Here is a 22,307-nt window from a genome sequence, read left to right as displayed (position 1 = left end):
CGGCCGTCATAGGCCGTTGGTGGCCGCCAGGGCGAGGACGGTGGCCATGTCGTTGGTGGGGCGGCGGGTGGCGATGTAGCCGTCGGGGCGGATGAGGACGAGTTCGTCGCCGGTGGTTCCGTAGGCGTGGTGGGCGAGGTCATCGGCGTCGATGACGGTGTCGGCGCCGGTGGCGGTCAGGTCGGTGGTCACGCGGATGGTGCGCGGGCCGTCCGGGGTCTGCTGGACGGCGGTGCTCCCGAAGGAGAGGAGGGTCCAGTGGGGGCCGCGCAGCAGGTCGAACAGGCGGGTGGGGCGGCCGGTATCGGCGTTGCGGCAGGGTGCGTCGGGGGCGCGGACTCCCGTGCCGGGGCCGTGCGTGAGCGGGCTGTCGGTGTAGGCGACGCCCAGGCCGGTGGTGCGGTCGTCGGTGAGTCCCTGCTGGGCGGAGGCGCCGGCGCTCTCGGCGACCGCGCGCATTACGTTGGCGAGGCGGGTGGTGCTGTCGTCCAGGACGTTGCGGGCGACGGGGCGGCGCTCGTGCTCGTAGGTGTCGAGCAGGGCGGGGTCGGCACCGTCGAGGAGGGCGTCGAGTTTCCAGCCGAGGTTGTAGGCGTCCTGGATGCCGGTGTTCATGCCCTGGCCGCCGGCCGGGGAGTGGATGTGGGCGGCGTCGCCGGCCAGGAGTATCCGCCCGTTGCGGTAGTGGTCGGCGAGGAGCACGTTGATCCGGTAGAGGGAGAGCCAGGCGACATCCTGGATGACCACGCCGGGGACGCCGGCGCGCTCGGCGAAGACGCGGCGGAACAGTTCCAGCGACGGCTCCTCGGGCTCGGTCCGGTCGGCGGGAATGGAGGCCTGGAACTGCCACAGGTCGGTGCCGGGCAGCGGGAACAGGGATAGCAGGCCGTCTTCCTTGCTGGTCCACAGGTGCTGGCAGTGGCGGGACAGGCCGGTGACGCGGACATCGCCCAGGTGCCAGCGCTGGTCGGTCAGGGAGGTGCCGTGCAGTTCGATGCCGGCCAGTGCGCGCACGGTGCTGCGTCCGCCGTCGGCGCCGACGGCGTAGCGGGCGTGGACGGTGCGGCTGCCCGCGTCGGGCCCGGCGGCGACGGTGGCGGCGACGCCGTCACCGTCCTGCTGCAGGTCGGTGACCTCGCTACCCCAGCGGACGGTTCCGCCGAGCTCGGTCAGGCGGTCGCGCAGGATCTGCTCGAACCGCGGCTGGGAGAGCCAGACCGGCGGATAGGGGGCATCCGTGGTGTGCGCCCCTGCGGCGAGCTCCACCGCCTCGGAGACCACCCGGGCGCGGTCGTAGCGGCGGGTGGCGACGTTCACTCGGCCCTCGCTCAGGACGCGCCCGGCCACGCCGAGGTCGTCGGCGACCTCCATGGTGCGGGGCTGGATGGTCTTGGCGCGGGAGGCGGTGCTGGGTCTGGCGGAGCGCTCCAGGAGGAGGAAGCTGACGCCGCGTCGGGCCAGGTCGCAGGCCAGTGTCAGGCCGGTGGGGCCGGCGCCGATGATCAGGACGTCGGTCGTGGTGACGTTCGCGGCGGTGGGGGCGGGTTCGTTCATGACACTACTTACCTACCTTAGGTATCATGTTTGACGACGGCCCGATCTCCTGCGAGGTCGGCTTCCGAAAGAGACAATATACCTACGTTAGGTATCTATCAAGGGAGTGTGGGACGTGGATCCGCTCAGTGACGCGACTACCGGGCTGCTGCCGCACCTGCTCCAGCTGCGTACCCTGCTCAACCGCGGGCAGCTCTACGAGCAGGCCGTCAAGGACGCCGGAGTGGCACTGGACCGGCCTGCCATGACGATCCTGGTTATCCTGGACGCCGCCGAACGTCCGCTGCGGGTGGGTGAGATCGCCGCTCGCATGCAGGTTGTCGGACCCCACGTCACCCGCCACCTCAACAGCCTGGAAGAGCGGGCGATCATCAAGCGCGTCCCCGATCCCGAGGACCAAAGGGCCCGCCTGATCGCCCTGACACCCTCCGGGCAGCGGATCATCGACCGGTACACCGCCATCGTCAACGGCTGGTTCACCGCGGCGCTCGCCCAGTGGTCGGACCAGGACCGCACCGAACTCATCCGCCTGCTCACCCGCCTGACCCGCGACCTGACCACCCAATTCGACGCCGTCGCCGCCGCCGGTGGCACCCCGGCCCAGGGTGAAGACTGACCAAGGCACTGCGCCCGGCCCCACAGCCCCCTCGCCCGTCATCGCCGGCGGTGGGGCCCGGCAACTGGCTCCGGAATGGGGCCCGCAGCTCTTCAAGGCCAAAGATCACCGCCCGCCAGGATGCGGGGCAGCCTGACGCACTTCGACCAGCCGGTGAACTTCGATGTCTCACCCCGCGTCGGTGGTGCGCGGGTCGCGCAACGGCCGCATCCCGCCGGGTAACTCCGGGAGCTGGAAGGTGATTCAGCCGAGATGTCGACGTGGTGGCGCACGAAAGGTGAAAGCCAGGCCACGGGCTGGCGCCAGCGCATTGAGAGGATGTTCACAACGCTGACGTGCAGGTTTGCCAGCTGGTCAAGCAGTCGGAGGAGGTGCGGGCCGAGTACGACGAATTCGCGGTCGCCGAACGGGCCTGGCAGCGGATGGCCGTACAGCTCACCGCGGAAATGGCTGCGGCGGCACCGCCTGCTCCGCAGGTGGCGGGCGGCGCAGTGCCGCTGGTCCCGCCCCGCGAGCGCGGCGTGGCCGAGGATGCGCTGCCGCCGGACTACCAGAAAATCCGCTCGATTGTGCGGGGCGGGGAGGATCGGTTGCGACCAGCCGGGCTGGCGAGGTGCTGGGTCTGGAGGTGGCGGTGCGGGGCAAGCTGGAGCCGTTGCGAGGGAAGCTGTCCAAGCTCGCTGGACGGGGCTGGCTGCGCAAGCTGCCCGACGGCCGCTTCACCGTAACGCCCGGGCCCGGCGCGGCCACCGGCTGACGTAAGTTTGGTGCCCCCGGCGGCCGTTGAGCGAGTTCGAGCGCACCGTCAGAAAAGTACGAGCTCACCACCATCAGACGGCTAGAGCCGCATAAGGAATGCCTCTACGAAACCAGGGGATTGACATTACTGAGGGTGCCCACCGCATTCATGCCACTCCCTCCTGGCCTGTGGAGCTCACGTCGTCGGTGGTGGCGACGTGTTCGGCGGGTGCGATGAGGTGCCTGGTGGTGTCCAGGGCTTCCTGAAGGTGCTGGGCGAGTGAGTGTCGGTCGGGGTCGTTGACCCAGCGTTCGAAGGCGACCTTGAACGTGGCGATCCCGATTCCCGCGGCGAGTGCTGCGGTGGTGGTCTCCAGGCCGCGTTCGCGCAGCGCGTGGGCGAGCGTGGAGGTGAGTGCGGCGAGTTTGGCCAGTTCGCGTTCCTGGAGTTCGGGGTTGGCGGTGATGACGGCCTGACGCTGCCGTGCCAGGTCTGCGCGTTCTTCGAAGAGGGGAGCGGCTTCGGTCAGGGCGTGGGTGATCACCCCGAGCGGCGGGAGCGGGGCGGGGGCGGTGGCCGAGGCGTTCGCAAGGATCTCGGCGAGGGGGCTGTCGCCCGGGAAGAGGACTTCCCGCTTGTCGGCGAAGTGCCGGTAGAAGGTCCGTTCGGTGACCCCGGCGTGGGTGGCGATCTCCGCGACGGTGGTGGCGTCGAAGCCCTGGTGGCTGTAGAGCTCCAGCGCCGCTTTCTCCAGGCGGCCTCGTGCGTCGGGTTTCCATCGGCTCATGTTGCGATCCTACCCCGCGATGACAGGGTCTGACATCAGAGTGATGGCAGAGGCTGACGTCACTGCTACGGTGATGTCACGAACTGACATCAAGCTCCCCGCCCCGTTGGGGAGCCCACAGCAGGAAGGCACGCATCATGCGCGTATTCGCCACCGGAGCCTCCGGACACGTCGGCTCCGCCGTCGTTCCCGAGCTTCTCGAAGCGGGACACCAAGTCATCGGCCTGGCCCGCTCGGACAAGTCCGCCGCCGCGCTGACGGCTGCCGGAGCCGAGGTGCACCGAGGCGACCTCGACAATCTCGACGGCCTCGCCGCGGCCGCCGCCGCGGCCGACGGCGTCATCCACCTGGCCTTCAAGCACGACGCCATGTTCGCCGGCGACTTCGAGGGCGCGGTGGCAGCGGATCTGCGCGCCATCGAGACGCTCGCAAACGCGCTCGCCGGCACCGGCAAGCCTCTGGTGACCACGTCGGGAACCATGCTGCTCGCCTTCGCGGGGCTGGAAGACGCCGCCACCGAAGCCGACGCGATCGACGCAGGGCCGCGGATCGATGCCGAGAACGCAGTGGTCGCACTCGCGGAACGCGGCATCCGGTCGTCCGTCGTCCGGCTGGCTCCGACCGTGCACAGCACGCTGGACCACAACGGCTTCATGCCAACCCTGATCTCCCTCGCCCGGTCCAAGGGCGTCGCCGCCTACGTCGGCGACGGGGCCAACCGCTGGCCCGCCGTGCACACCCTCGACGCGGCACGCCTGTACCGGCTGGCGCTGGAATCCGCGCCCGCCGGGTCACGGCTGCACGGCGTCGACGACCAGGGCATCCCCTTCCGGGAGATCGCCGAGGCCATCGGCCGCAGGCTGAACCTGCCCGTGGTCAGCATCCCCTCGACCCAGGCCGACGCCTACTTCGGCTTCCTCAGCGCCCACGCCACAGCCGACAACCCGTCCTCGAACACGCTGACCCGCAACCTCCTCGGCTGGAAGCCCGTCCAGCCCGGCCTCATCGACGACCTCGGCCAAGGCCACTACTTCGACGTCCCGGCAACCCCCACCAACTGAGCCCACCCCCAACTCCATCCCACCCGGTCCCCGCGTCACCTCCCGGCCCTGCTCAGCTGGTCACCGAGCCACCTGGGCCCGCTCGAAGACCTGAGGTGCGGCGACCACCTTGCCGCACCGACGGCCTGCCCCCTCCCATGCCTTGACACAGACCCCACCCAGGAAGAAACCATGCCCCGCTTCCGTCCCGCGATCGACAGCGAACTCGCAGCAGCACTCCAGGCCATGCCGATCGGCCCCAACGGCGTCTTCGACCTGACCGACATCCCCGCCACGCGCGAGGCCGTCCGCACGCTCGCCGAAGTCATCGCCCGCACCATCCCCGACGAGCCCACCGTCACCGCCCACGAGATCCACGTGCCGCGCGCAGAAGCCCCCGATGTCCCAGTCCTCCTGCTACGTCCGCAGAACGCGCACGGACCACTGCCAGTCATCGTGTGGTTCCACGGCGGTGGGCAAGTGCTCGGCTTCGCCGCCCAGGACGCACCCTGGCTCAAGCAACTGTCTGCGGCACTCGGCTGCGCCGTCGTTGCCGTCGACTACCGCCTGGCCCCGGAAACCCCCGCGCCCGGCGCCGCCGAAGACGGATACACCGCCTACCGGTGGATCGGCGACAACGCCACCGATCTCGGCCTCGACCCCACCCGGGTCGGCCTGGCCGGCCAGAGCGGAGGCGGAGGCATCGCTGCCGCCACCGCCCTTCTGATCCGCGACCGCGGCGCAGCGACACCCCTGTTCCAGCTGCTGCAGTATCCGATGCTCGACGACCGCAACACGACCGACTCAAGTCGGGAGATCACCGACCTCGGCATATGGGACCGCTCGACCAACCTCCTTGCCTGGCAGGCGATCCTCGGCAGCCGCGTCGGCACCGAGGACGTCACGCCCTACGCCGCCGCCTCCCGGGGGACCGACCTCGCTGGCCTGCCCCCGACCTTCATCGGCGTCGGTGAACTAGACGTCTTCCGCGACGAGAGCCTCGACTACGCCGCGCGCCTGCACGCCCACGGCGTCCCCGTCGAACTGCACCTCTACCCCGGCGCCTACCACGCCTTCGACCTGTTCGCCCCGCAGTCCCAGCTCGCGGAGAGCTTCCGCCACACCTGGACCAGCTACCTCGCCCGGCACCTCACGAAGGCCCCGGCAACACCGACTGCTCCGTAACACGCAGGTCTGACGGCGTGCCGCTTGTCCGGAATCCCACCAGCGCCGCCGAGCCGAATGCCACCCTGTCGGCTCTGGCCGTCGCGCAGTCCCGCAAGGGACGCCGCCGACGCCCGCCTGCGGCGTCCACGCACAACACCTCGACGTACGGTACAGCCCCGTCCGCCCGGCCGGGTATGTCAAGTTAACGGCTGATCTTGGGCCGTGGAGTTGCGGCCGAAGGCCTGATCGCCGCCTCCGCCGGCACCGCTGGCGTCCACACCGGGCGACTTCCACGTGCCGGATTCGGCGGGGGTACGGGTAGCCGTCCCGTGAGGTGGGGGGCGTTAAGCGGGGTCGGCGGCGCGGTGTGTCGCCGGCCGGGAACCGGGCAGGCGCGTGGGAGGCATTTCCACACGTGAGGACCTCTGTCATGACTTCCAGGAAACCCAGTGCGCACAAGTCCATGGAGGATGGCCAGGCCAGCCGCCACGATGGCGAGCAGCACGGTTGGTCGGGCGACATCGACGCCGAGGAGCAGCAGAGCAACGACAGCGCGCACCGCTCCTTCCACCCCGACGAGTACGCTCCACGGCCCGGGCCCGGGCGCGAGCCCTCACCGGAGGAGGAGGGGGAGGTGCCCGGCCAGACGGTGAAAAGCGACGGGCCACGGGGCGAGGACCAGGGCCCGTCCCCGCACCGGCGCGATCACGGCCCGCAGGGCCCGTCCGGCCGTCCGGCCGGCGGCTACACCCAGGAAGCCCGGACAGGCGTGGACCCGCAGGAGCCGGACACGCCCTGATCTGGCATCGTCGTCCTGGCCGCGGACGGGGCGTCGAGCGTGGCGGACCGGCGGGCAACGACCGGCCGATCCGCCAGCACGCTGATGCAGCAGCCGGGCTGGGACCTGGCCGGGTGGCCCCGGGTCCCGGGCCTGTTCTACGTCCGCAAGGCCGACCGGGCACTCGCCTGGATCGAGCATGGTGCGGCCCGCCTGGACGGCTGGACCGTGGTGATCGAAGGCCGCTTCGTAGCCGACCCCGCCGACCGGAGCCGCCTGCTGGTCACCAGCACCGTCGAGCTGGCCGCCCTGCCGGTGCGCCGGGACGAGCGTGACCTGGCTGGAGTGGCGGCGCCCGGCCCGCTCGCGGGGCAGCGCCCTGCTGGTCACTGGGCCCTTCACCGGCCACGACGGTTTCGCCGGGGCCGCCCGCGCCCGCACCCTGCGGTTCCTGGTCGTCCCGCTGGCCGGCCTCGGCAGGTGAACCGGGCTGGTCAGGGCATCGGCAGGGCGCGCAGACAGGCGTGGCGACCGGGCGCCGGGTCGAGCGGGCGGGCCACCCCGTGGGCGACCTCGACCCGCAGCGTCCCGGCCGCATCCGTATAGACCGGTTCGCCGTCCGGGCTCACCTCGCCGGTAGCCTGCACGACCACGACCCTGGGCGGGGCATGGCTGCCGGTCGGCCCGGGCAGGGTGACGGCGTAGCGCAGCGGCACCTCCACGGTCCTCACCGTCCCTTCGGCCGAAAGCCGTCGGCGAGTGCGGCGGGGACGCTGGGGCGAATGGTGAACAGCTCCTGGGCGCCGGTGACGTCCAGCAGCCGCAGCAGCTGCGCGGTGGGGGCGGCCAGCAGCAGGAGCACGCCGGCGGCATCGGCGTCCAGGCGGGTCTGGAGCAGGGCGTTGAGTCCGGTGGAGTCGCAGAACGTCAGGCCGGACAGGTCGACGACCAGCCGGGGCGGGCCGACCTTGACGCCCTGGGCGAGCGCCTCGCGCAGCTGCAGTCGCCGGTGCTGGTCGACTTCGCCGTCCAGGCGCAGGATGCGGGCCTTGCCGGGGATGGTCGTGGTGGTGATCCGCAGCGGTGGCAGGGGCGTGCCGGTGTACGCGCGGAAGCCATGCCGGATGGACATGAGCGGGGCCTTCCTTCCGGCAGAGAAGCTGTCCGTCTTCGATCCTGCCTCGCCCCGCGCCGGCAGGCCACCCTCTGCCGGGTGCCGGCGGGGCCGGCCGCTCACAACCGAACCCCGCCGACACCCGGCGCCTGACCACGGCCCGGCTGCGCCAAACCCGCCCACGGCCAGGTCGTGTCGCTCGCCCCACCACCGGCCGCATGGGCGGGATGCTGTGCGGATGCCGCACCAACGACTTCGGCGAAGCCGCCGCCGCTCCCGCGCCAACGCCCTGGGCCTGTCCGTGGCCGAGCTGGAAGCCCGGCCCCGCACCCGGCCGGCGCCCACCGTTCCCGCCCAGCAGCCGCTGCCGGCCCGGGCCTTTGCACCCGGGTGCTGCCCGGTGGCCACCGAGCGGCGCGTCACTTCGGGCGGCACCATGATGTTCCTGCACCTGCACCATGTGGACTGCCCCGTCTGGTCACCGCGCGGCGCCGGCGGCTGAGCACCCGGCTCAGGCGCTGCGCCGGCGGGCGGGGGCGGCGTGTTCCAGGCCGTCGAGCCGTTCCTCGACGACCGCGACACCGTCGTCGCGGAGGAGGCACTGTGTGCCGCTCTGGTGTTCGCGGAACACCCCGGCCTGGCCGGGCACCGTGACAGCCTGGCCGACCGCGCCCGACGCCTCCTGCTCGTCTGCGACACACGGTGGCGTCGTTGGCAGGCCCTTGATGCCCTGACCGCGTGGGGCCACGACACCACCGGCTTTGCCCGGCCTGGCGACGACGACCGCAGCCCGTACCTCCCTAGTGCTGTGACCGCATACGTTCACCGGGTCGGTGATCCGTGACGTCAGGAGCCGAGCCTCTAGACACGAGCCACCATGTGTTCATGGCCCCTCCTACAGGCCGAACAAGCGACTCGGGGCGGCGGTCATCAAAGCGTGAGTTGGCCCCAGGTGCTCAGCCGACCGGTCCCGTCATCGTGTGCGGCCCTACCGCCGGTTCGAGCAGCGACAACGTCCGCTGCCGCGCATCGAGGCCGACGCGGATGCCGACCGGCATCGGCAGATTCGGGCCGGCATGCCCGAACTCGACGTTGCCCAGGACTGGGATGTCACGGTCGCCGAGGACGTCGAGGACGATCTCGGGCAGGGTCGGGGAGGTGCCGGGCTCGAGTCCACCGATCTCGCGTGGAACGCCCACGACCATGCCCGAGATCCGATCGAGGATGCCGCAGTGTCGCATCACCTGCAGATAGCTCCACACGTACGATGCCAGGCCGCCCATCTCCTCCCAGAACAGCACCGCGCCATTGAACTGTTCGAGCGGCAGCGCGAAACGCGTCGCCTGCGCCAGCACGATGCGGTTGATCACCCCGCCGATCAGTCGGCCTTCGACACGACCAGGACGCCAGCACTCCCATGATGGGCTCGCGGGCAGTGCACCGATCGCCTCGGTGCCGGTCAGCAACTTGGAGTAGAGCTTTTCGAGTTCTGCTTGGCGCGCCGCTGGCGCGGACTGCCAGTTCCCGCCAAAGCCAGGGACGGCCATGTCGGCATGGAACCCGACCAGGCCCGTGCGCGCGTAGAGCACCAGGTGCAGCAGTGAGATGTCGCTGTAGCCGAGGATGGGCTTGGGGTCGGCCCTGATCGCCTCGACGTCGATCAGGTCGAGGTAGCCGAGCGCCGTCTGGCCGCCGTCACTTGCGACGATTGCGCGCACCTCGGGATCGCGCAGAAGGCAGTTGAGCTCTCCGACGATCTCCGCCGGCGTGGCCGCGCTCCACCAATGATGGCGTCCTACTTCGAGTAGCGGAGCCCGACGCACGCGGAATCCCATCCGCTTGAGCACAACCACCGTCTGCTCGACGTTGGGCTCGTAAGCGGCTGGCAGCGGACCGGACAGCGAGGCGATGACAACGAGATCTCCGGACCTCAGGGCACGCGGTCGAAGCAGTTGAGGCAGCGCGGAACCGGTCATGGCGTCAGTGTCGCCGGTGCCATTCGTAGGGTCACGCGATTTTCGCTGGTCGTCCGCCCCAGCGGATGCCCTTCTCGCTGCGGATGCGGGCGCGTTCGCGGCGTTGGGCGGTCAGGAGTTCGGGGTGGCGGGCGTTGGCGTTGCGCCAGCGCAGGTAGGCGTGCAAGGCCCGGGTCTGGACCGTGTGGTTCGGGTGGTTCGAGTTGGCGAGGGTGAACTGCCGCAGTGGTCCGAAGTGCGCCTCGATCGGGTTGGCCCAGGAGGTGTTGGTGGGGGTGAAGCAGAGGTGGACGTTGTTGTTCTTCGCCCAGCGCAGGATCTTCTTGCCGTTGTGGGCGGAGAGGTTGTCCAGGATCACGTAGACCGGGGCGCCGTCCGGGCGTATGGCGCAACATCAACCCCTCCACCCTGTGGGAGGGCACGGGAGTTCGGGGCACTTCCCCCGATCCAGCGACCCCGGCACCGTGCTGATATCCCGCTACCAGCCGTAGCGGGGCTGTACAGCCAGCCGGTCCTAGAGCATGGGCCGGCCGCCGATCAGTAGAGGCCACCCTGGCCCCAGGCCGCCACTGAAAGAGACTGGCCCGCGACGGGCCGGGGCGATGTGTCCGGGTCGGCCGCTAACCTGTTGGAGGTGACCTACACATCGCTGCACCGCGCTCTGGGCGTCCCGGCTGGCTCTGTCACCGAGGAGATGATCGTCGCCGCCGTGGCCGCGAACGTCGTCGAGAGCGAGGACCTGGACTGGAAGCGGGATGTTGACGAGATCAAGGACGCGAAGGAGTTCGCCAAGGACGTGGCCGCGATGGCCAACACCGCTGGCGGCCTCATCGTCTTCGGTGTCGGCGAGGACGGCGCCGACCACGCGGACGAACTGGTCGGCATCGAGAACCCGAAGCCGCATGTCCAGAGCCTGCGAGGGAAGGCCGGCATGGTTCGGCCGTTCATCCCGGCGCTGCGTGTCTACAGCATGCCCCTGACCGCGCTGCCGGGCCGGCACCTCATCGTGGTCGACGTGCCACGAAGCCCCGAGGCTCCCCACCTGGTTCCGCAATCGAAGGAGTCGTGGGGGCTGCCCCGGCGCCGCGACAGCGACACCGACTGGCTGGGGGAAAGCGACCTGGAGGCCGCGTATGCGGGCCGGTTCCGGCGCCGACGCGCCGCAGAAGAGCACCTGGCAGCGCTGGCGGAGGAACTGGACGACCGCCTCTGGGGGAAGGAGCACGAAATCTGGGTCACCGTCACCGCTGCCTGCTCAATGCCCTCGATCGCCGACACAGAACAAGCTGTCAACCAGACTGCTCCCGAGCCGAGCATGCTCGACGCGATCCAACTCCTCCAGGACGACGGCGAACTGCGCCAAGCCTTCGACGGTGGCACCGCAATACCGAAGGTCGGTCTGCGACGTGCGGTGGTCAGCAGCAGCTCGCCCTACGCCGGCTTGAGCGACAAAGGGCATCTCGAGCTCTTCCACGACGGCGCCTTCGCCGGCGCCTTGAACGTGGCTCACACGCCTCCTGTCGGAGGAATTCGCTACCTGGCTCAGAGCCGAATGGAGGGCGCGATCCGGGACCTGGTGACGGTAGTGGCCCTGCATGCTCACCGCCGCCAGGCCGACGGAGTTCTGCAGATCCGCGCGACCATAAACGTCCCCCCACCTGGGCAAGTCTCCGCTAGACGCCTCGCCCTTACCCACCAGCACTACATGACGAGTACACCGGAACCCGCCCCCGCCAGCATCGTGCTTGAACGGGTTGCCCAGTGACCGGCGAGATCCCCTTGACCGACGCGGTCTCCTCGAACGAGGCGCGGATGCGGATGGTCCGCCAGCTCGCGCTCGACCTTATCCACCAGTTCGCGGTGGCCTCACTCAAGACTCTGTAGCTCCCGTCCCCGACCTCCTCGGCGACCAGCTGCTGGCTGAGCACGGCCCCCTCGGCCCCGTCTGGTGGCGCTACGGCCGCCCCGGCCGGCACTCCCGGCTCGACGCCCTGGAGAGCCCGAACAACCGCGCCGCCTACAACCAGCGCCAGAAGGCCCGGGAGAAGAAGGCCCGCCAGGAGCACCGAGAGTGGATGCGCACCCTCGCCTGCGCCGACTGCGGCAACGTCCCGAAGAAGGAGAGCACCTGGCACTACGGCCGCGACGGACGACAGGTGGAGTGGACCCGCCAACCCGGCGGCCGCTGCTGGACCTGCCACCAGGAACACACCGAGCGCCTGGAACGGGAGGTCGAAGAGCAACTGGAGGCCGCCCGCACGGCCAACGCCGCGCTGCCGGGCAGGCCGAGGCGGAGCGGGCCGGGGCCGGGTCCCGTGCGCGGCTGGCGGCCGCGCTCCGGCGGATGCTCCCCTTCCTGGAACCATCCGCCGGCCAGCAACACCGGGCCCGGACCACCTGTCATCGAGATTTCATGACGATCACTCGCCACCTGCGGAAATGAGTGATCTTTCGCCGTTCTTCCGTGTCGGCCTGGCCCGTGCGGGATGATGCGAGGCCAAGGGGGGCAGTCGGAGCACGGACAAACCGGCACCGCACTGACGGCGCTCGACGGCGGAGCGGAACCCCGCGCGTGGCGAAATGCCGCGAGACGCGCGCAGCTTCGCGCTGCTGCCGGGGCCTCACACCTGCACGGCCGGCCCCCGCGGGGCCGGATGGCGCTTCCCAACGAGTGGAGTCGACGTGCACCAGGAGGGGCGAATGCTCGAAACGGGCGGGGTGCGATGATGCGGGACCAGCTCCTCGGGGGCCGCTACCGGTTGGTGCGGCAGCTCGGCGAGGGCGGCATGGGGCAGGTGTGGGAGGCCCTGGACGAGACGCTGGGCCGCAGCGTCGCGGTCAAGGTGATCTCCCTGCTCGCGGGCGACGGAAGCCGCGGCGACGAGGCCCGCGCCAGATTCCTGCGCGAGGCGCGCATCACCGCCCAACTGCAGCATCCCAACATCGTCACCATCCACGACCTCGGCGAGACCGGCACGGGCACCGAACGGGCCCCGATCCTGGTGATGGAACTCGTCCCGGGCGAGGACCTGGGCACGACGGTGCGCCGAGGTGCCGTCGCCCTCGCGGACGCGGCCCGGTGGGGCGCGCTGATATCGGACGCGCTCGCCGCGGCGCACGCGGCCGGGGTCACGCACCGGGACATCAAACCGTCCAACATCATCATCACGCCTTCCGGCACCGTGAAGGTCCTCGACTTCGGCATCGCGAGGGCGGCCGACCCCTACGCGACCGGGGACCGGCTCACCCAGACCGGCTTCATCGTGGGCACGCCCCCCTACATGGCGCCGGAGCAGGCACGCGGTTACCCGGAACCGCGCAGCGACCTGTACGCTCTCGGCTGCCTCCTCTTCGAGATGATCACCGGCCGGCTCCCCTTCCAGGCCCCCGACGCCGTGGGATACCTCACGGCACACCTCACCCAGGAGCCGCCCGCACCCAGCTCGGTGTCCACGGGTGTCCCCACCGCGTGGGACGACCTGGTGCTGAAGCTGCTGGAGAAGGACCCCGACCAGCGGTACGCGAGTGCCACTGACCTCTCCCAGGCGCTACGACGCCTGGAGGGCACGCCGGAGCCGGCCGGCGGCCTCGCGCCACTGGAACGGCCGGCCGTCCAGCCGTCCACGGCGGCGACGGCCCCGCTCCCGCCACCGGCCCCCACCCGCAGAGAGCACAGCCCCCGACCAAAGCCGGACGCCGAATCGACGCACGCGCTGGACCGCTACGACGTCGCGGCACGGTTCATTATCCTGGGGCAGGCCGTCCTCTCGATTGTGGTGTGGGCGTGGTTCCTCCTCACGGCTTTCGGTGTGGGCGGGCTCTTCGCCGTTCCGGTCGCCTGGATTTACACGGCGGTACTCAGGCCTCGCTCCACCGGTCTGACGCGCGGGACGGGGCGCATGGTGGCAGTTGCCGTCGTCACACAAATCCCGGTGTTCGTGATCGGGATAGCGGAAGGCCGTCCACCGGTCCCGTATCCGTGGCTCTACCTCCCGGTGTTCGTCCTGACCATCGCGGCGTACCTCTGCCGCGAAATAAAGACCAGACGAGCAGCGCCCATCGGAACTGCCACGACCGAGATCACACCACCTCATAATCCACCGCAGACAAGAGCCTTACCCACCGAGGTGCCTGACCCACCGGCCAGCTGGCTCTCCAGGCGCAGAACCGTGGTGGCAGTGGTGGCTCCCCTCCTGCTCGCGGCCGTCGCCGCATTCCCCTACGCGCTCTCCCGGGACCGCGGATCCGCTGGGCAGCAGCTGGGCGCAGCGAGCTCCCCGGCCACACTTTCTGAAATTCCCAGTGCGACACCGACACCGACACCGACACCAACACCAACACCAACACCAACACCAACACCAACACCGACGGTCACTGTGCGCTACCACAGGATCCCCGATATCTGCGGCGCAGTGGGCAGCCGATCCGGCACGATCATTCCCGATATGGACACCGGGACGGAAACTGACAAGTCGCCCGGCGCTGATCTCTTCACCGGCATCTCAGAGTCGCACGGCTGCCGGTGGGCCACGCAGGGCTACTGGGCCGACCATCCGTGGGGCGCCGACGTCGACGTTTCCATGTTCCGATTCTCGTCCGGCACCTACGGATCAGCGGCCTACGAAAAGGAGCGCACAGGCACCTTCTACGGGAGCGCCGTGCGGCTCCATGACTTCGCCGACGATCTGTGTCTGTCCAACCCGACAGGCAAAGACTACGGGTACGCCCACGTGATGTTCCGCATCGACAACCTGCTCGTGCAGGTGTGCTACGAGATACTCATAGAAACCTCGGGTCCGTCCGCCCCCTCGCCCTCGGAGGCGAGACCGCGCGGCCTGGACATAGCAAAATATGTATACGATGCACTGGCTGCCAGCCCGTAGCCGGGGTGCGGCGGGCCTTCAGGGACGACCGCTGCGCAACACGACCCACCGCCCTCCCCCTGGTCCTAGCCGCCCCCATCGCGCGGCACGATGTGGCTGCGCTGGACCCGGCATGACGGCATCCGCACCCTTCACCACGGCGCCAGCCTGGCCCGCGGCTGGGTGGAGAAGGACGTGGACGGCCTGGACGGCTGGGTGGCCCTGGTCGAGGGCCGGATCGTCCGCAGCGCCAGCCAGGGCCTCGCCGTGCCGGAGCTCGTCGTGCACGCCGAGGCGTGGGAGGCCGGCGCGACGCTGCACGCCGCCCTCGCCCAGCACCCCGCCAACGCCGACCACTACGACCCGTTCGCCGAGGACGGCGAGGACGAGCCCGACGACCAGGAGCACGGGCTGCTCGACGCCGTCCGCAGCCGGGTCCGCCGCCAAGCGGCCGGGATGACCCTGGAGAACATCCAGCAGGCCCTGCACCGGGCCCGGGACGACGAGCGCGCCGCCGACCGCCACGCCGACGCCGGAGACGAAGCCGCCTACGCCACCGCGGCCGACACCTGCGCCGAGTGGCAGCGCGTCCACGACCACACCGCCGAAACCCGGGCCGAGCGCTACGACCCCGACCACGACACCGCCCTCCAGCACGCGCTGCGCCGTGAGCGCCACCAGCAGGACGTCGCCGAATGCGCCCGCGAGGCTGCCCGCCAGGCTCGCCAGAGCACCGACGCCGCCCACCGCCGCCTCGCCGGCCCCACTGCCCAGCCGCTCTACACCGCCCTCGACCGCGCCGGCCTCTACACGCTGACCGACGACGACCACCAGGCCGTCCGCGACCTCACCCAGCACCTCGACCCCGCCACGCTGCGCCAGGTCACGAGCTGGCTGGAGCGCACCCGCGCCGCAGCCTTCGCGCTGCGCGGCACCGAGCAGGCCCCGCCCGCCCGTCCCAGGGCGCGCCGCAGCCAGTTCTGACGATGTCTGGGGGCTCGTCAGGCAAGCGCGGCACGCAGGTCAGGCGTCGGGGCCGGGGGTGCCGCTGGGAGTGAGCTTCGAGGTTCGCTTCCGGTTCGGCAGGGCGCGCGGCCGCCGAGATGCCGTCGCTGTACGAACTTGAGTGGCTACAGAAAGTAAGATAGCGGTATTGCCTTGCCGAGGCGGACGCGACGTCCCGCGCCCCGGCATCCGACCCGGAGGGCATCCGCCCTCCGCCCCCGGAGGGAATGCCATGAGCACCACCGAAAAGCAGGCCGCCGACGCGTTCACGTCCGGCGCCCCGATCATCCTGGCCCCCGGGCCGCGCACGACCGACCGCACCGCGCCCACGCCCGACGCCACCTGGGAACTCCCCCACGGCACCGCCCGGGTCTACTACGGCGAGGGCAACAGCAAGCTCACCCGCCCGGTCCTGATCGCGGACGGCTTCAGCTCCGGCCCCACCGACATCAACCTCACATGGGAACTCCTGGAGCACGGCCCGTACCCGCTGTTGAGCGAGATCCGCCGCCGGGGCCGCGACGTCGTCCTCATCGGCTACCACGAGCGCAGCGCCCCGATCCTGCAGAACGCCGAGACGGTGGTGGCCGCCGTCACCGAGGCGAACAACCGCCGCGACGGCGAGCACCCGCTGGCCGTCGGCGGCTTCAGCATGGGCGGCCTGGTCACCCGCTACGCCCTCGCCAAGATGGAGACCACCGGCGAGCAGCACCAGACGCAGCTGTACTTCTCCTGGGACAGCCCGCACACCGGCGCCTGGATCCCCATCGCGCTGCAGGCGTTCGCGCACTACATCAAGAAGATCAACCCGGCCTTCTCGGACCAGATCAACAGCCCGGCGGCCCAGGAGCTGCTCTCGCAGCACATCGCGAACTGGGACGACAAGCCCGCCCCCAGCGAGCGGCGCATCGCGTTCCTGCGCGCGCTGGAGGCGGTCGGGAACTGGCCCCGTGCGAGGGAGCTGCGGCTGATCGCCCTCGCCAACGGCCCGGACACCGGCGTCGGCAACGGCATCCGCCCCGGAGCCGACGCCCTCACCGGCAAGGGAGCCACCATCTCCGGCACGAAGCTGCGCACCCAGTCCGAGGGCGAGAGCCAGGTCGTCGCCAACCTCCGGGTCCTCACCGCCCCCAACCGGGAGGTCCTCACCAGCGGACTGCCCGACATCGACGGAGCGCCCGGCGGCACCCTGGCCGGCTTCGGCATCCTCGCCGACAAGCTGAACGAGCTCCCGCCCCTGCTGGGCTTCGGCGTCACCAACCCGATCCGCGAGCACTGCTTCGTCCCCGCCGTCAGCGCCATCGCCGCGCGGGAGCCGGCCACCCACGACGACCTCTACACCCCGATCAAGGACGAGGACCTGGACAGGTCGCCCTTTTTCGCCGTCAAGTTCGCCTCGCAGAGCGAGATGCACACCCTGGTCACCGAGGAGCTGTCCACCTGGTTCCTGGGCCAGCTGCCGTAAGCGCTATCGTCCCGCCGCCGAATCATGTCGGTCACCCACAGCGGGGCCGCGGCTCTCCGACTTCGCTAGGAGGTCGTTCAGGGGCCATCGGCAGGTGAGACCTCGTCGTGGGTGCCCGCTGCATGCGGGCACCCACGACGACAACACCCCTTGGGGTGCCCGGGTGACGTGCCTTACTTGACTTACTGCTCTCCAAGGCCCTGGCCAGCGAGAACGGGCCGGACCACCAGATAACTGACGGGCCGTCGGGGCCCCAGGCCCTGCCACTTCTGAGCGCGGCCAGCCGGAAGTCACCAGCTGGCCGCGTTGCAATCCGGTGCTGATCAGCCGCCAGGTGCCCAGGCGGAGCGACCGGAAGGGTCAGGCCTGAGCCACTCTTCGATCGTGTCGCAGACCGGCCTGGGGCAATCCCTTGCGGCGAGCACGTTGGTGGCGGCATAGGCGGTGGAGTACACCGCAGTAACGAAGGTGGTCTCGATCATCGAGCCGTTGGCGGGGGCGGAGGAGACTTTGATGAAGCCGCCCGGCTTGAACGGCAGGAAGTAGGTGTCGAGCAGCGACTTCGTGGTGTGTGTGCCGCTGACCGACATCACGCGGTAGATGAGGTAGAGCGGACGGAAGTTCTCCTTGCCAAACCCCATCTGGGGCGCCCATTTACTCAGGGAGTCGATGATCTCTGAGACCGGTAGCCCCTGTGCCTCCAGCTCGCCGAAGCTAGCGATCACGGCGTCGAGGTCGAGCCCTGTCGGGGTGAGCTGCGGGACGTGCGGTATCGCGTGCGGCGGCGTCGGTGGCTTGTCGGGGGCGCTCTCGTTTCGCTTGGCGATCCCGGAGTTGGCCCGCTCGACCTTGCGCACTCTCTTCCGTGCAGCCTTCTTGGCCGTGGCCAGCCACTCGTCGAAGTCCTTGGCCTCTTGATCGATCCCTTCGAGGCCGTGCCGGGCGGCCTGTGCCAGACGACGAACCGCCGGGTAGCCGCCGAAGTGGATGTACAGGCAGACGAGCCACGCCTCCATGTGGGCGCGGCCGAGAAGCCGGACCGCCAGTTCCTGGCCGGATTGGACCGCCGCCTCGATCTCGCGCAGCAACTGGGCGCAGTGCCGTAGTGCAGCAGCGTTGTAGGCGAGCCACTGGACTCGCTCGGTACCCGTATCCAGCAACTGCCAGCGCCTGGTGCTAAAGGCTGCGTCGATCTCCGAGAGGATCAGGCGAGTCGCTTCGCTGAGGTGTTCCATCGTTGGCGCGGGCGAGTCGGCATCCATGCAGAAAGGCTAGACCAAACGGGGACATAGAGGTCCGAGCATTCCGGAGGCTGCTGGTCGCCCTGCTTTGGGCCCCGGACGATCCGTCGTGGGAGGAGCGGGTGCTGCACGCGAAGCTCTACCTGACGAAGAATCGGAGGGCATGACCTGGGTGACGAAATCCCGTCATGGTTGGACAGGTGAGGTACGGCGGAGAGTCCGGATTTCGGTAGGCCCCGCTTTCATGCCGGACAACTACACACGAGTGCAGAAAAATACCGTGTGTAACACGGCCGCGTACCTGGACGAACTGGTCGTTTAGTACCGCCCGCCGAGGCCTGTCCGGGAGTGGCGGGCAGCGCTAAACGACCGTTCTAGGCTCTGTCCATCTTCCACCAGGCGTTGGTTCTGCTGGTGTCTGGTGGCCTGTCCAGGAAGGGGTTCGTGGTGGCAGAGGACCGTAGTCGTGCGGGTGGGCTGGCGCATCGCTCGCGGCGTTCGCAGACGCCGGCTGGTGGCGTGCTTGTGCCTTACCGCTGGTTGGCGGGGGTTGTTGATGCCGGGGTGGCGGGTGGGCTGGTGTGGAGCGGGTTGAGCCCGTTTCAGGCGTGCCTACTCGCCGTCGGGCTGCTGGTTGTGCCCGGGTTGGTCGTTCGGGGTGTGCTGGCCCGGGGAGCCTCCGGGGCGCAGCACTGAGTTGGCCTGCGCCGACTGCGGCAACGTCCCGAAGGAGGAGAGCACCTGGCAGTACGGCAACCACGGCAACGAGCAGTGGACCCGTCGGCCCGGCGGCCGCTGTTGGACTTGCCACCAGGAACACACCGAGCGGCTGGAACGGGAGGCCGAAGAACAGCTGGAGGCCGCCCGCACGGCCAACGCCGCGCTGCGCCCGTGCTGGACGTGCCGGGGCTCGATCGGGGGGGAAGGAGGGCTCGAAGCTGGAGCTGACCGAGAAGGCCCGGCCGGACCGGCTGGAGTGCCCGACGTGTGTCCGCGCTCATTGATTGTGACCAGGCGTGGTGCGTCTGAGCTGGTGTTATCAGGTAGGTGATCGGTGCCTGTCCGTGGGGTTCCTCGTGTGGTGGCGGCGCTGCCGGTGCTCTGACCTGGTGTTGGTCAGTCGTGTTGAGCGTTGGTCAGATGAACTGGGAGCGGATAAGGCAGCGGTGGGATGCTGCGCGGTGGCATGTGACCTGCACTGTGCGGCTTGAGGGCTGAACCGCTTGAAATGGGGCAAATGGCCGCTACAACCAATATTTGTCTAGACCACATGTTCCCCTGCGCCGGGGCCGCCAGGCCCCCTTGCTGCGCACCGTCGTTCTGGCCCGCGCCGGGCCCGCACACCCTCACCGGTGACGACCACCATGCCGTCGTGAGCTGTGACCTGTGTTCGTGATCACGGAGCGAAGCGGCTTAAAACTGGGCAAAGCGCCACGATGGCGCGAAGTTGTCTAGACCGCAATGCCCTCTAGAGTGGATGTGCTGGGAGCCTCTGCTGGTGATTACGTTGCGTGTTGGGGCGGCCGGGGAGGCTGCCGTGGACAGGTGGTTAGGTGGTGTCGGTTTCCCGTTCGACTGTCGGGGGGCTTGTATTCGGGCGGGAATTCCGTTCGGTTGTTTTTGTGATGTGACTGGCTTTGGTGTTCTGAATTCGGTCCGGAATGGCCGGGGTAAGGGCCGGTGTGGAGGCCGGGGCGCGGGTCGCCGTCCGGGTCCGCCAGGTCCTCGTCCTGTTCCCGCCGTTGTCGTGCTGCCGTCCGGGCCGCCGGGCCCGGCGGGGGCGTGCTGTGCCCGCGCCTGGTGTCTGCCGCCGGGGTGGCCTGCTGTCGGCGTGCACGGGTACCCATGCACGCCGACACCTGCGGTCTGCTAGGGGTTGTGTCAGTTGGGATGACAGGGGCGGGAGTTGGGGCCGCGGACGACGACTGTCTCGGCGAAGAGACGGTATGTCGGCTCCCGGCTCGCCGGAGAAGATCGTGGCCGTGGCCGAGAGTCTAGGTTGGGGGCACAAGCAACCCGATCCCGATTGGCCCTGGTCAGATGGCTTACAGCTCCAATACCGTCCCGGCTCGCTCATCCTCGATCGCGCGGTGGCCGCGGCTCACCACCATGGCGGCCCTGGCCGTCCCGCTTGGACTGGCCTGCACCGTCTACGCGTTCTGGGCCCATGGCCACTACGTCGGCGGACTGATGTGCGTTCCCACCCCCGCGATACCCGTGTCCGCACAGGTTGCCGCATGGGCCGGCCCCGCCATCGGCATACTCGCCGCGCTCTTCCTCGCCATGCTGCTGTGGGCCGCGGCGCGGGGTCGGAACACCACGGCACGGCCTCTCAAGCCGCTGCTGATCACCGCGCTCGTCATCGACCTGCTGCTCATCGCGCCGGAGGTATCCAACCTTCACTCGGTCCTTCCGGACTTCAAGCCGCACAAGGTCACCGCCAGCTTCTGCAAGGAGGGCTACAGCTACTGAGATCTGCGAGCCCGCGGGCACCGGATTCGACCGCAGGCCGTACCGGCCGGTTCGCGGCCGCCAGGCCGCACCCTGCGCGAGGCGCAGTTCTGCGCCTCGGATGGTGGCCCCGGTGGCTGGTCTGCCCGCCAGCCGCGCCCCCGCCCGGCCGGCCAGCCTCGTGCTCGTCGCTGCGCCCCGGTCGCGCCGGTCCGCCGGCCTCGGCGCCTCCCCGCCCCGCGCTGCCCGCCCGCGCCGTCCGATGCCGCGCCCCGCTGCTGCGCCCTGGCCGCAGTCCTCGATCGCCGTCCGGGCCGCCGTCCCGGCCCCTGGGTTGCCCGGCCGTCTCCGGTCCGGCCTGGCCGCCGTCCTGGCCGTTGTCCTGTACCGTCCTGCCCGGTGTTCGGTTTGGTGGTGATGCTCCGGGAATTATCCCGGTGCCGCCTGGCGGTATTTCCTGGGCGCCTGGATTGGCGGTTGTGGTGTCGACGGCGAGGGCCGTAGGCCCCTTTTCGGAGCGCCTGAATTTGTTTTCTGGTCGCTGCGCCTCGCGGGGCTTTCTTATTTCCGCCTGAAAGAGAGTGGAGGGGAATTCGTATTCCCGCTTTGGGTGCGGCCGGATATAGCCTTGATGGACGATGGACGCGAGGTTGTCTGTTCGCGTCTCGGGCCCGTTCGAAGGTCGGTAGGATAGAGCTGTAAGGAGCTCTGGGAAACGCCGCCGGAAACCCTTCGGATGCTCGTCGGGATTCTGCGGTTGAGGTGCCGTCAGGGTCCGGCGCACGGGGCGCCCGTGAGGGCCCGCCACGGGGGCCGGAGAGGACCGAGCCGGACCGGCGGCCCAGAGGTGGCACCCCGAGGGCCGCAGGCCCCGCTCCGAGGGCGGTGGATGGGCCGACAGCCCAGCAACCAGGCGGCGGACCGGCCATCGGCCGGGACCGGGGAAGGGGGCCAGGGGTGAGGTTGTGACTGATACCCGAAGTCCACGACACATCGTCAACGCCCGGGGCCGCAGGCCCGGGCCGGCACCCCCGCCCGATCGGGGGAAGGGGCTGCTACCCGAATTTCGCGTCACATCGTCAACGCTCACCCCCGGGCGCAGCCCGGGAAAGGCTGCCAGCGAACCGGCCCGTAGGGCCGTGAAAAAGGCCAGCCCAAGAAAGCCAGAATGTCGACAGTTTGACGGGCCGTAGGCCCGGAACAATGCCATCGATAAGGCGGAGCGCAGCGACGCCGACGCCCGCCCACAACCACCCGCACGCGCCCACGAATTCGCCACCGGCGAATTCCCCCCACCCCCCACCCACCCCCCCCCCCCCCCCCCCGCCCCCCCCCCCCCCCCCCCCCCCCCCCCCCCCCCCCCCCCCCCCCCCCCCCCCTGCCCCGCCTGGCCGGGCTGGTGATCGAGGACACCCCGTCCGGCCCGCGCTGGACGATCAACAGCCAGTAACCCCATCTGACGATCGGGGTGATGGGTGGGCCGTACCGAACCGGTGCGGCCCTCCCGCATGA

22 protein-coding genes and 1 pseudogene are annotated in these 22,307 nt (G+C 69.9%); 15 read left to right on the top strand and 8 right to left on the bottom strand.

Annotated features, from left to right (window positions below; genetic code table 11):
* Positions 1 to 6: 6 nt before the first annotated feature.
* Positions 7 to 1,554, bottom strand: a complete 1,548-nt coding sequence (locus BG452_RS37340; protein ID WP_188308789.1) for an FAD-dependent oxidoreductase — start codon at positions 1,552 to 1,554, stop codon at positions 7 to 9.
* A gap of 115 nt (positions 1,555 to 1,669) precedes the next feature.
* On the opposite strand from BG452_RS37340, the gene BG452_RS37335 reads away from it, so the two are divergent.
* On the top strand, positions 1,670 to 2,170 hold the full coding sequence (locus tag BG452_RS37335) for a MarR family winged helix-turn-helix transcriptional regulator (RefSeq protein WP_188308788.1): 501 nt from the start codon (positions 1,670 to 1,672) through the stop codon (positions 2,168 to 2,170).
* Between the two features lie 613 nt (positions 2,171 to 2,783).
* On the top strand, positions 2,784 to 2,927 hold the full coding sequence (locus BG452_RS46445) for a hypothetical protein (protein WP_223243300.1): 144 nt from the start codon (positions 2,784 to 2,786) through the stop codon (positions 2,925 to 2,927).
* Between the two features lie 148 nt (positions 2,928 to 3,075).
* Here BG452_RS46445 and BG452_RS37325 read toward each other — a convergent pair whose 3' ends face one another.
* Positions 3,076 to 3,696, bottom strand: coding sequence for a TetR family transcriptional regulator (locus BG452_RS37325; protein ID WP_188308787.1), 621 nt, complete (start codon positions 3,694 to 3,696; stop codon positions 3,076 to 3,078).
* 137 nt (positions 3,697 to 3,833) lie between these two features.
* Between BG452_RS37325 and BG452_RS37320 the strand changes: the two genes are divergently transcribed.
* From BG452_RS37320 to BG452_RS37305, 4 genes are all read left to right on the top strand, one after another.
* Positions 3,834 to 4,757 carry an SDR family oxidoreductase gene (locus tag BG452_RS37320; RefSeq protein WP_188308786.1) on the top strand — a complete coding sequence of 308 codons (924 nt, stop codon included), beginning with the start codon at positions 3,834 to 3,836 and terminating at the stop codon, positions 4,755 to 4,757.
* 171 nt (positions 4,758 to 4,928) lie between these two features.
* Positions 4,929 to 5,921 (top strand): alpha/beta hydrolase fold domain-containing protein, encoded by a 993-nt coding sequence (locus BG452_RS37315; protein WP_188308785.1) that lies wholly within the window; start codon positions 4,929 to 4,931, stop codon positions 5,919 to 5,921.
* 412 nt (positions 5,922 to 6,333) lie between these two features.
* On the top strand, positions 6,334 to 6,702 hold the full coding sequence (locus tag BG452_RS37310) for a hypothetical protein (RefSeq protein WP_223243292.1): 369 nt from the start codon (positions 6,334 to 6,336) through the stop codon (positions 6,700 to 6,702).
* A 310-nt stretch (positions 6,703 to 7,012) separates the two neighbouring features.
* Complete coding sequence (locus BG452_RS37305) at positions 7,013 to 7,165, top strand: hypothetical protein (protein WP_188308784.1); 153 nt, start codon at positions 7,013 to 7,015, stop codon at positions 7,163 to 7,165.
* Between the two features lie 10 nt (positions 7,166 to 7,175).
* Here BG452_RS37305 and BG452_RS37300 read toward each other — a convergent pair whose 3' ends face one another.
* Together BG452_RS37300 and BG452_RS37295 are read right to left on the bottom strand one after the other, a co-directional pair.
* Complete coding sequence (locus tag BG452_RS37300) at positions 7,176 to 7,403, bottom strand: DUF6296 family protein (protein ID WP_188308783.1); 228 nt, start codon at positions 7,401 to 7,403, stop codon at positions 7,176 to 7,178.
* A gap of 5 nt (positions 7,404 to 7,408) precedes the next feature.
* On the bottom strand, positions 7,409 to 7,813 hold the full coding sequence (locus BG452_RS37295) for an STAS domain-containing protein (protein WP_188308782.1): 405 nt from the start codon (positions 7,811 to 7,813) through the stop codon (positions 7,409 to 7,411).
* A gap of 220 nt (positions 7,814 to 8,033) precedes the next feature.
* Here BG452_RS37295 and BG452_RS37290 point away from each other — a divergent pair, with 220 nt between their 5' ends.
* A complete protein-coding gene (locus BG452_RS37290) occupies positions 8,034 to 8,297 on the top strand; it encodes a hypothetical protein (protein WP_188308781.1) in 264 nt (87 codons plus the stop codon).
* Positions 8,298 to 8,336: 39 nt separating this feature from the next.
* Complete coding sequence (locus tag BG452_RS37285) at positions 8,337 to 8,639, top strand: hypothetical protein (RefSeq protein WP_188308780.1); 303 nt, start codon at positions 8,337 to 8,339, stop codon at positions 8,637 to 8,639.
* A 112-nt stretch (positions 8,640 to 8,751) separates the two neighbouring features.
* Here the strand turns inward: BG452_RS37285 and BG452_RS37280 are convergent, their stop codons facing one another.
* Positions 8,752 to 9,771, bottom strand: a complete 1,020-nt coding sequence (locus BG452_RS37280) for an LD-carboxypeptidase (protein ID WP_188308779.1) — start codon at positions 9,769 to 9,771, stop codon at positions 8,752 to 8,754.
* Between the two features lie 31 nt (positions 9,772 to 9,802).
* Positions 9,803 to 10,159 (bottom strand): annotated as a pseudogene (locus BG452_RS37275) (transposase); the annotation flags it as partial.
* Positions 10,160 to 10,405: 246 nt separating this feature from the next.
* On the opposite strand from BG452_RS37275, the gene BG452_RS37270 reads away from it, so the two are divergent.
* The 6 genes from BG452_RS37270 to BG452_RS37245 all read left to right on the top strand — a co-directional run bounded on the left by BG452_RS37270 (position 10,406) and on the right by BG452_RS37245 (position 17,103).
* Positions 10,406 to 11,536, top strand: coding sequence for a helix-turn-helix domain-containing protein (locus tag BG452_RS37270; protein ID WP_188308778.1), 1,131 nt, complete (start codon positions 10,406 to 10,408; stop codon positions 11,534 to 11,536).
* The gene (locus BG452_RS47405; protein ID WP_262986103.1) at positions 11,533 to 11,655 is read left to right on the top strand and encodes a hypothetical protein; all 123 of its coding nucleotides are present in this window, start codon (positions 11,533 to 11,535) and stop codon (positions 11,653 to 11,655) included. The genes BG452_RS37270 and BG452_RS47405 overlap by 4 nt, the downstream gene beginning before the upstream one ends.
* A gap of 191 nt (positions 11,656 to 11,846) precedes the next feature.
* Positions 11,847 to 12,188 (top strand): hypothetical protein, encoded by a 342-nt coding sequence (locus tag BG452_RS37265; protein ID WP_188308777.1) that lies wholly within the window; start codon positions 11,847 to 11,849, stop codon positions 12,186 to 12,188.
* Between the two features lie 309 nt (positions 12,189 to 12,497).
* The gene (locus BG452_RS46440; RefSeq protein ID WP_223243291.1) at positions 12,498 to 14,654 is read left to right on the top strand and encodes a serine/threonine-protein kinase; all 2,157 of its coding nucleotides are present in this window, start codon (positions 12,498 to 12,500) and stop codon (positions 14,652 to 14,654) included.
* Positions 14,655 to 14,744: 90 nt separating this feature from the next.
* A complete protein-coding gene (locus BG452_RS37250; protein WP_188308776.1) occupies positions 14,745 to 15,617 on the top strand; it encodes a hypothetical protein in 873 nt (290 codons plus the stop codon).
* A 253-nt stretch (positions 15,618 to 15,870) separates the two neighbouring features.
* Complete coding sequence (locus BG452_RS37245) at positions 15,871 to 17,103, top strand: esterase/lipase family protein (RefSeq protein ID WP_188308775.1); 1,233 nt, start codon at positions 15,871 to 15,873, stop codon at positions 17,101 to 17,103.
* A gap of 323 nt (positions 17,104 to 17,426) precedes the next feature.
* Here the strand turns inward: BG452_RS37245 and BG452_RS37240 are convergent, their stop codons facing one another.
* The gene (locus BG452_RS37240; protein ID WP_188308774.1) at positions 17,427 to 18,365 is read right to left on the bottom strand and encodes a hypothetical protein; all 939 of its coding nucleotides are present in this window, start codon (positions 18,363 to 18,365) and stop codon (positions 17,427 to 17,429) included.
* Between the two features lie 591 nt (positions 18,366 to 18,956).
* Positions 18,957 to 19,100 (bottom strand): hypothetical protein, encoded by a 144-nt coding sequence (locus BG452_RS37235; protein WP_188308773.1) that lies wholly within the window; start codon positions 19,098 to 19,100, stop codon positions 18,957 to 18,959.
* 1,284 nt (positions 19,101 to 20,384) lie between these two features.
* On the opposite strand from BG452_RS37235, the gene BG452_RS37230 reads away from it, so the two are divergent.
* Complete coding sequence (locus BG452_RS37230; protein WP_188308772.1) at positions 20,385 to 20,816, top strand: hypothetical protein; 432 nt, start codon at positions 20,385 to 20,387, stop codon at positions 20,814 to 20,816.
* The last annotated feature ends 1,491 nt before the right edge of the window (positions 20,817 to 22,307 follow it).

It is taken from the genome of Streptomyces sp. CBMA123 (genome assembly GCF_014596465.1).
Taxonomy (GTDB): Bacteria; Actinomycetota; Actinomycetes; order Streptomycetales; family Streptomycetaceae; genus Kitasatospora.
Note: the sequence above shows the minus strand (reverse complement) of the source record. Positions and strands in the feature narration are given on the sequence as shown.

Bases quoted from the DNA above. Each gene is read 5' to 3' on its own strand.
- BG452_RS37340 (WP_188308789.1), bottom strand. From the start codon at position 1,554: ATGAACGAACCCGCCCCCACCGCCGCGAACGTCACCACGACCGACGTC.
- BG452_RS37325 (WP_188308787.1), bottom strand. From the start codon at position 3,696: ATGAGCCGATGGAAACCCGACGCACGAGGCCGCCTGGAGAAAGCGGCG.
- BG452_RS37320 (WP_188308786.1), top strand. From the start codon at position 3,834: ATGCGCGTATTCGCCACCGGAGCCTCCGGACACGTCGGCTCCGCCGTC.
- BG452_RS37315 (WP_188308785.1), top strand. From the start codon at position 4,929: ATGCCCCGCTTCCGTCCCGCGATCGACAGCGAACTCGCAGCAGCACTC.
- BG452_RS37310 (WP_223243292.1), top strand. From the start codon at position 6,334: ATGACTTCCAGGAAACCCAGTGCGCACAAGTCCATGGAGGATGGCCAG.
- BG452_RS37295 (WP_188308782.1), bottom strand. From the start codon at position 7,813: ATGTCCATCCGGCATGGCTTCCGCGCGTACACCGGCACGCCCCTGCCA.
- BG452_RS37290 (WP_188308781.1), top strand. From the start codon at position 8,034: ATGCCGCACCAACGACTTCGGCGAAGCCGCCGCCGCTCCCGCGCCAAC.
- BG452_RS37280 (WP_188308779.1), bottom strand. From the start codon at position 9,771: ATGACCGGTTCCGCGCTGCCTCAACTGCTTCGACCGCGTGCCCTGAGG.
- BG452_RS37265 (WP_188308777.1), top strand. From the start codon at position 11,847: ATGCGCACCCTCGCCTGCGCCGACTGCGGCAACGTCCCGAAGAAGGAG.
- BG452_RS46440 (WP_223243291.1), top strand. From the start codon at position 12,498: ATGCGGGACCAGCTCCTCGGGGGCCGCTACCGGTTGGTGCGGCAGCTC.
- BG452_RS37250 (WP_188308776.1), top strand. From the start codon at position 14,745: ATGTGGCTGCGCTGGACCCGGCATGACGGCATCCGCACCCTTCACCAC.
- BG452_RS37245 (WP_188308775.1), top strand. From the start codon at position 15,871: ATGAGCACCACCGAAAAGCAGGCCGCCGACGCGTTCACGTCCGGCGCC.
- BG452_RS37240 (WP_188308774.1), bottom strand. From the start codon at position 18,365: ATGGATGCCGACTCGCCCGCGCCAACGATGGAACACCTCAGCGAAGCG.
- BG452_RS37230 (WP_188308772.1), top strand. From the start codon at position 20,385: ATGGCTTACAGCTCCAATACCGTCCCGGCTCGCTCATCCTCGATCGCG.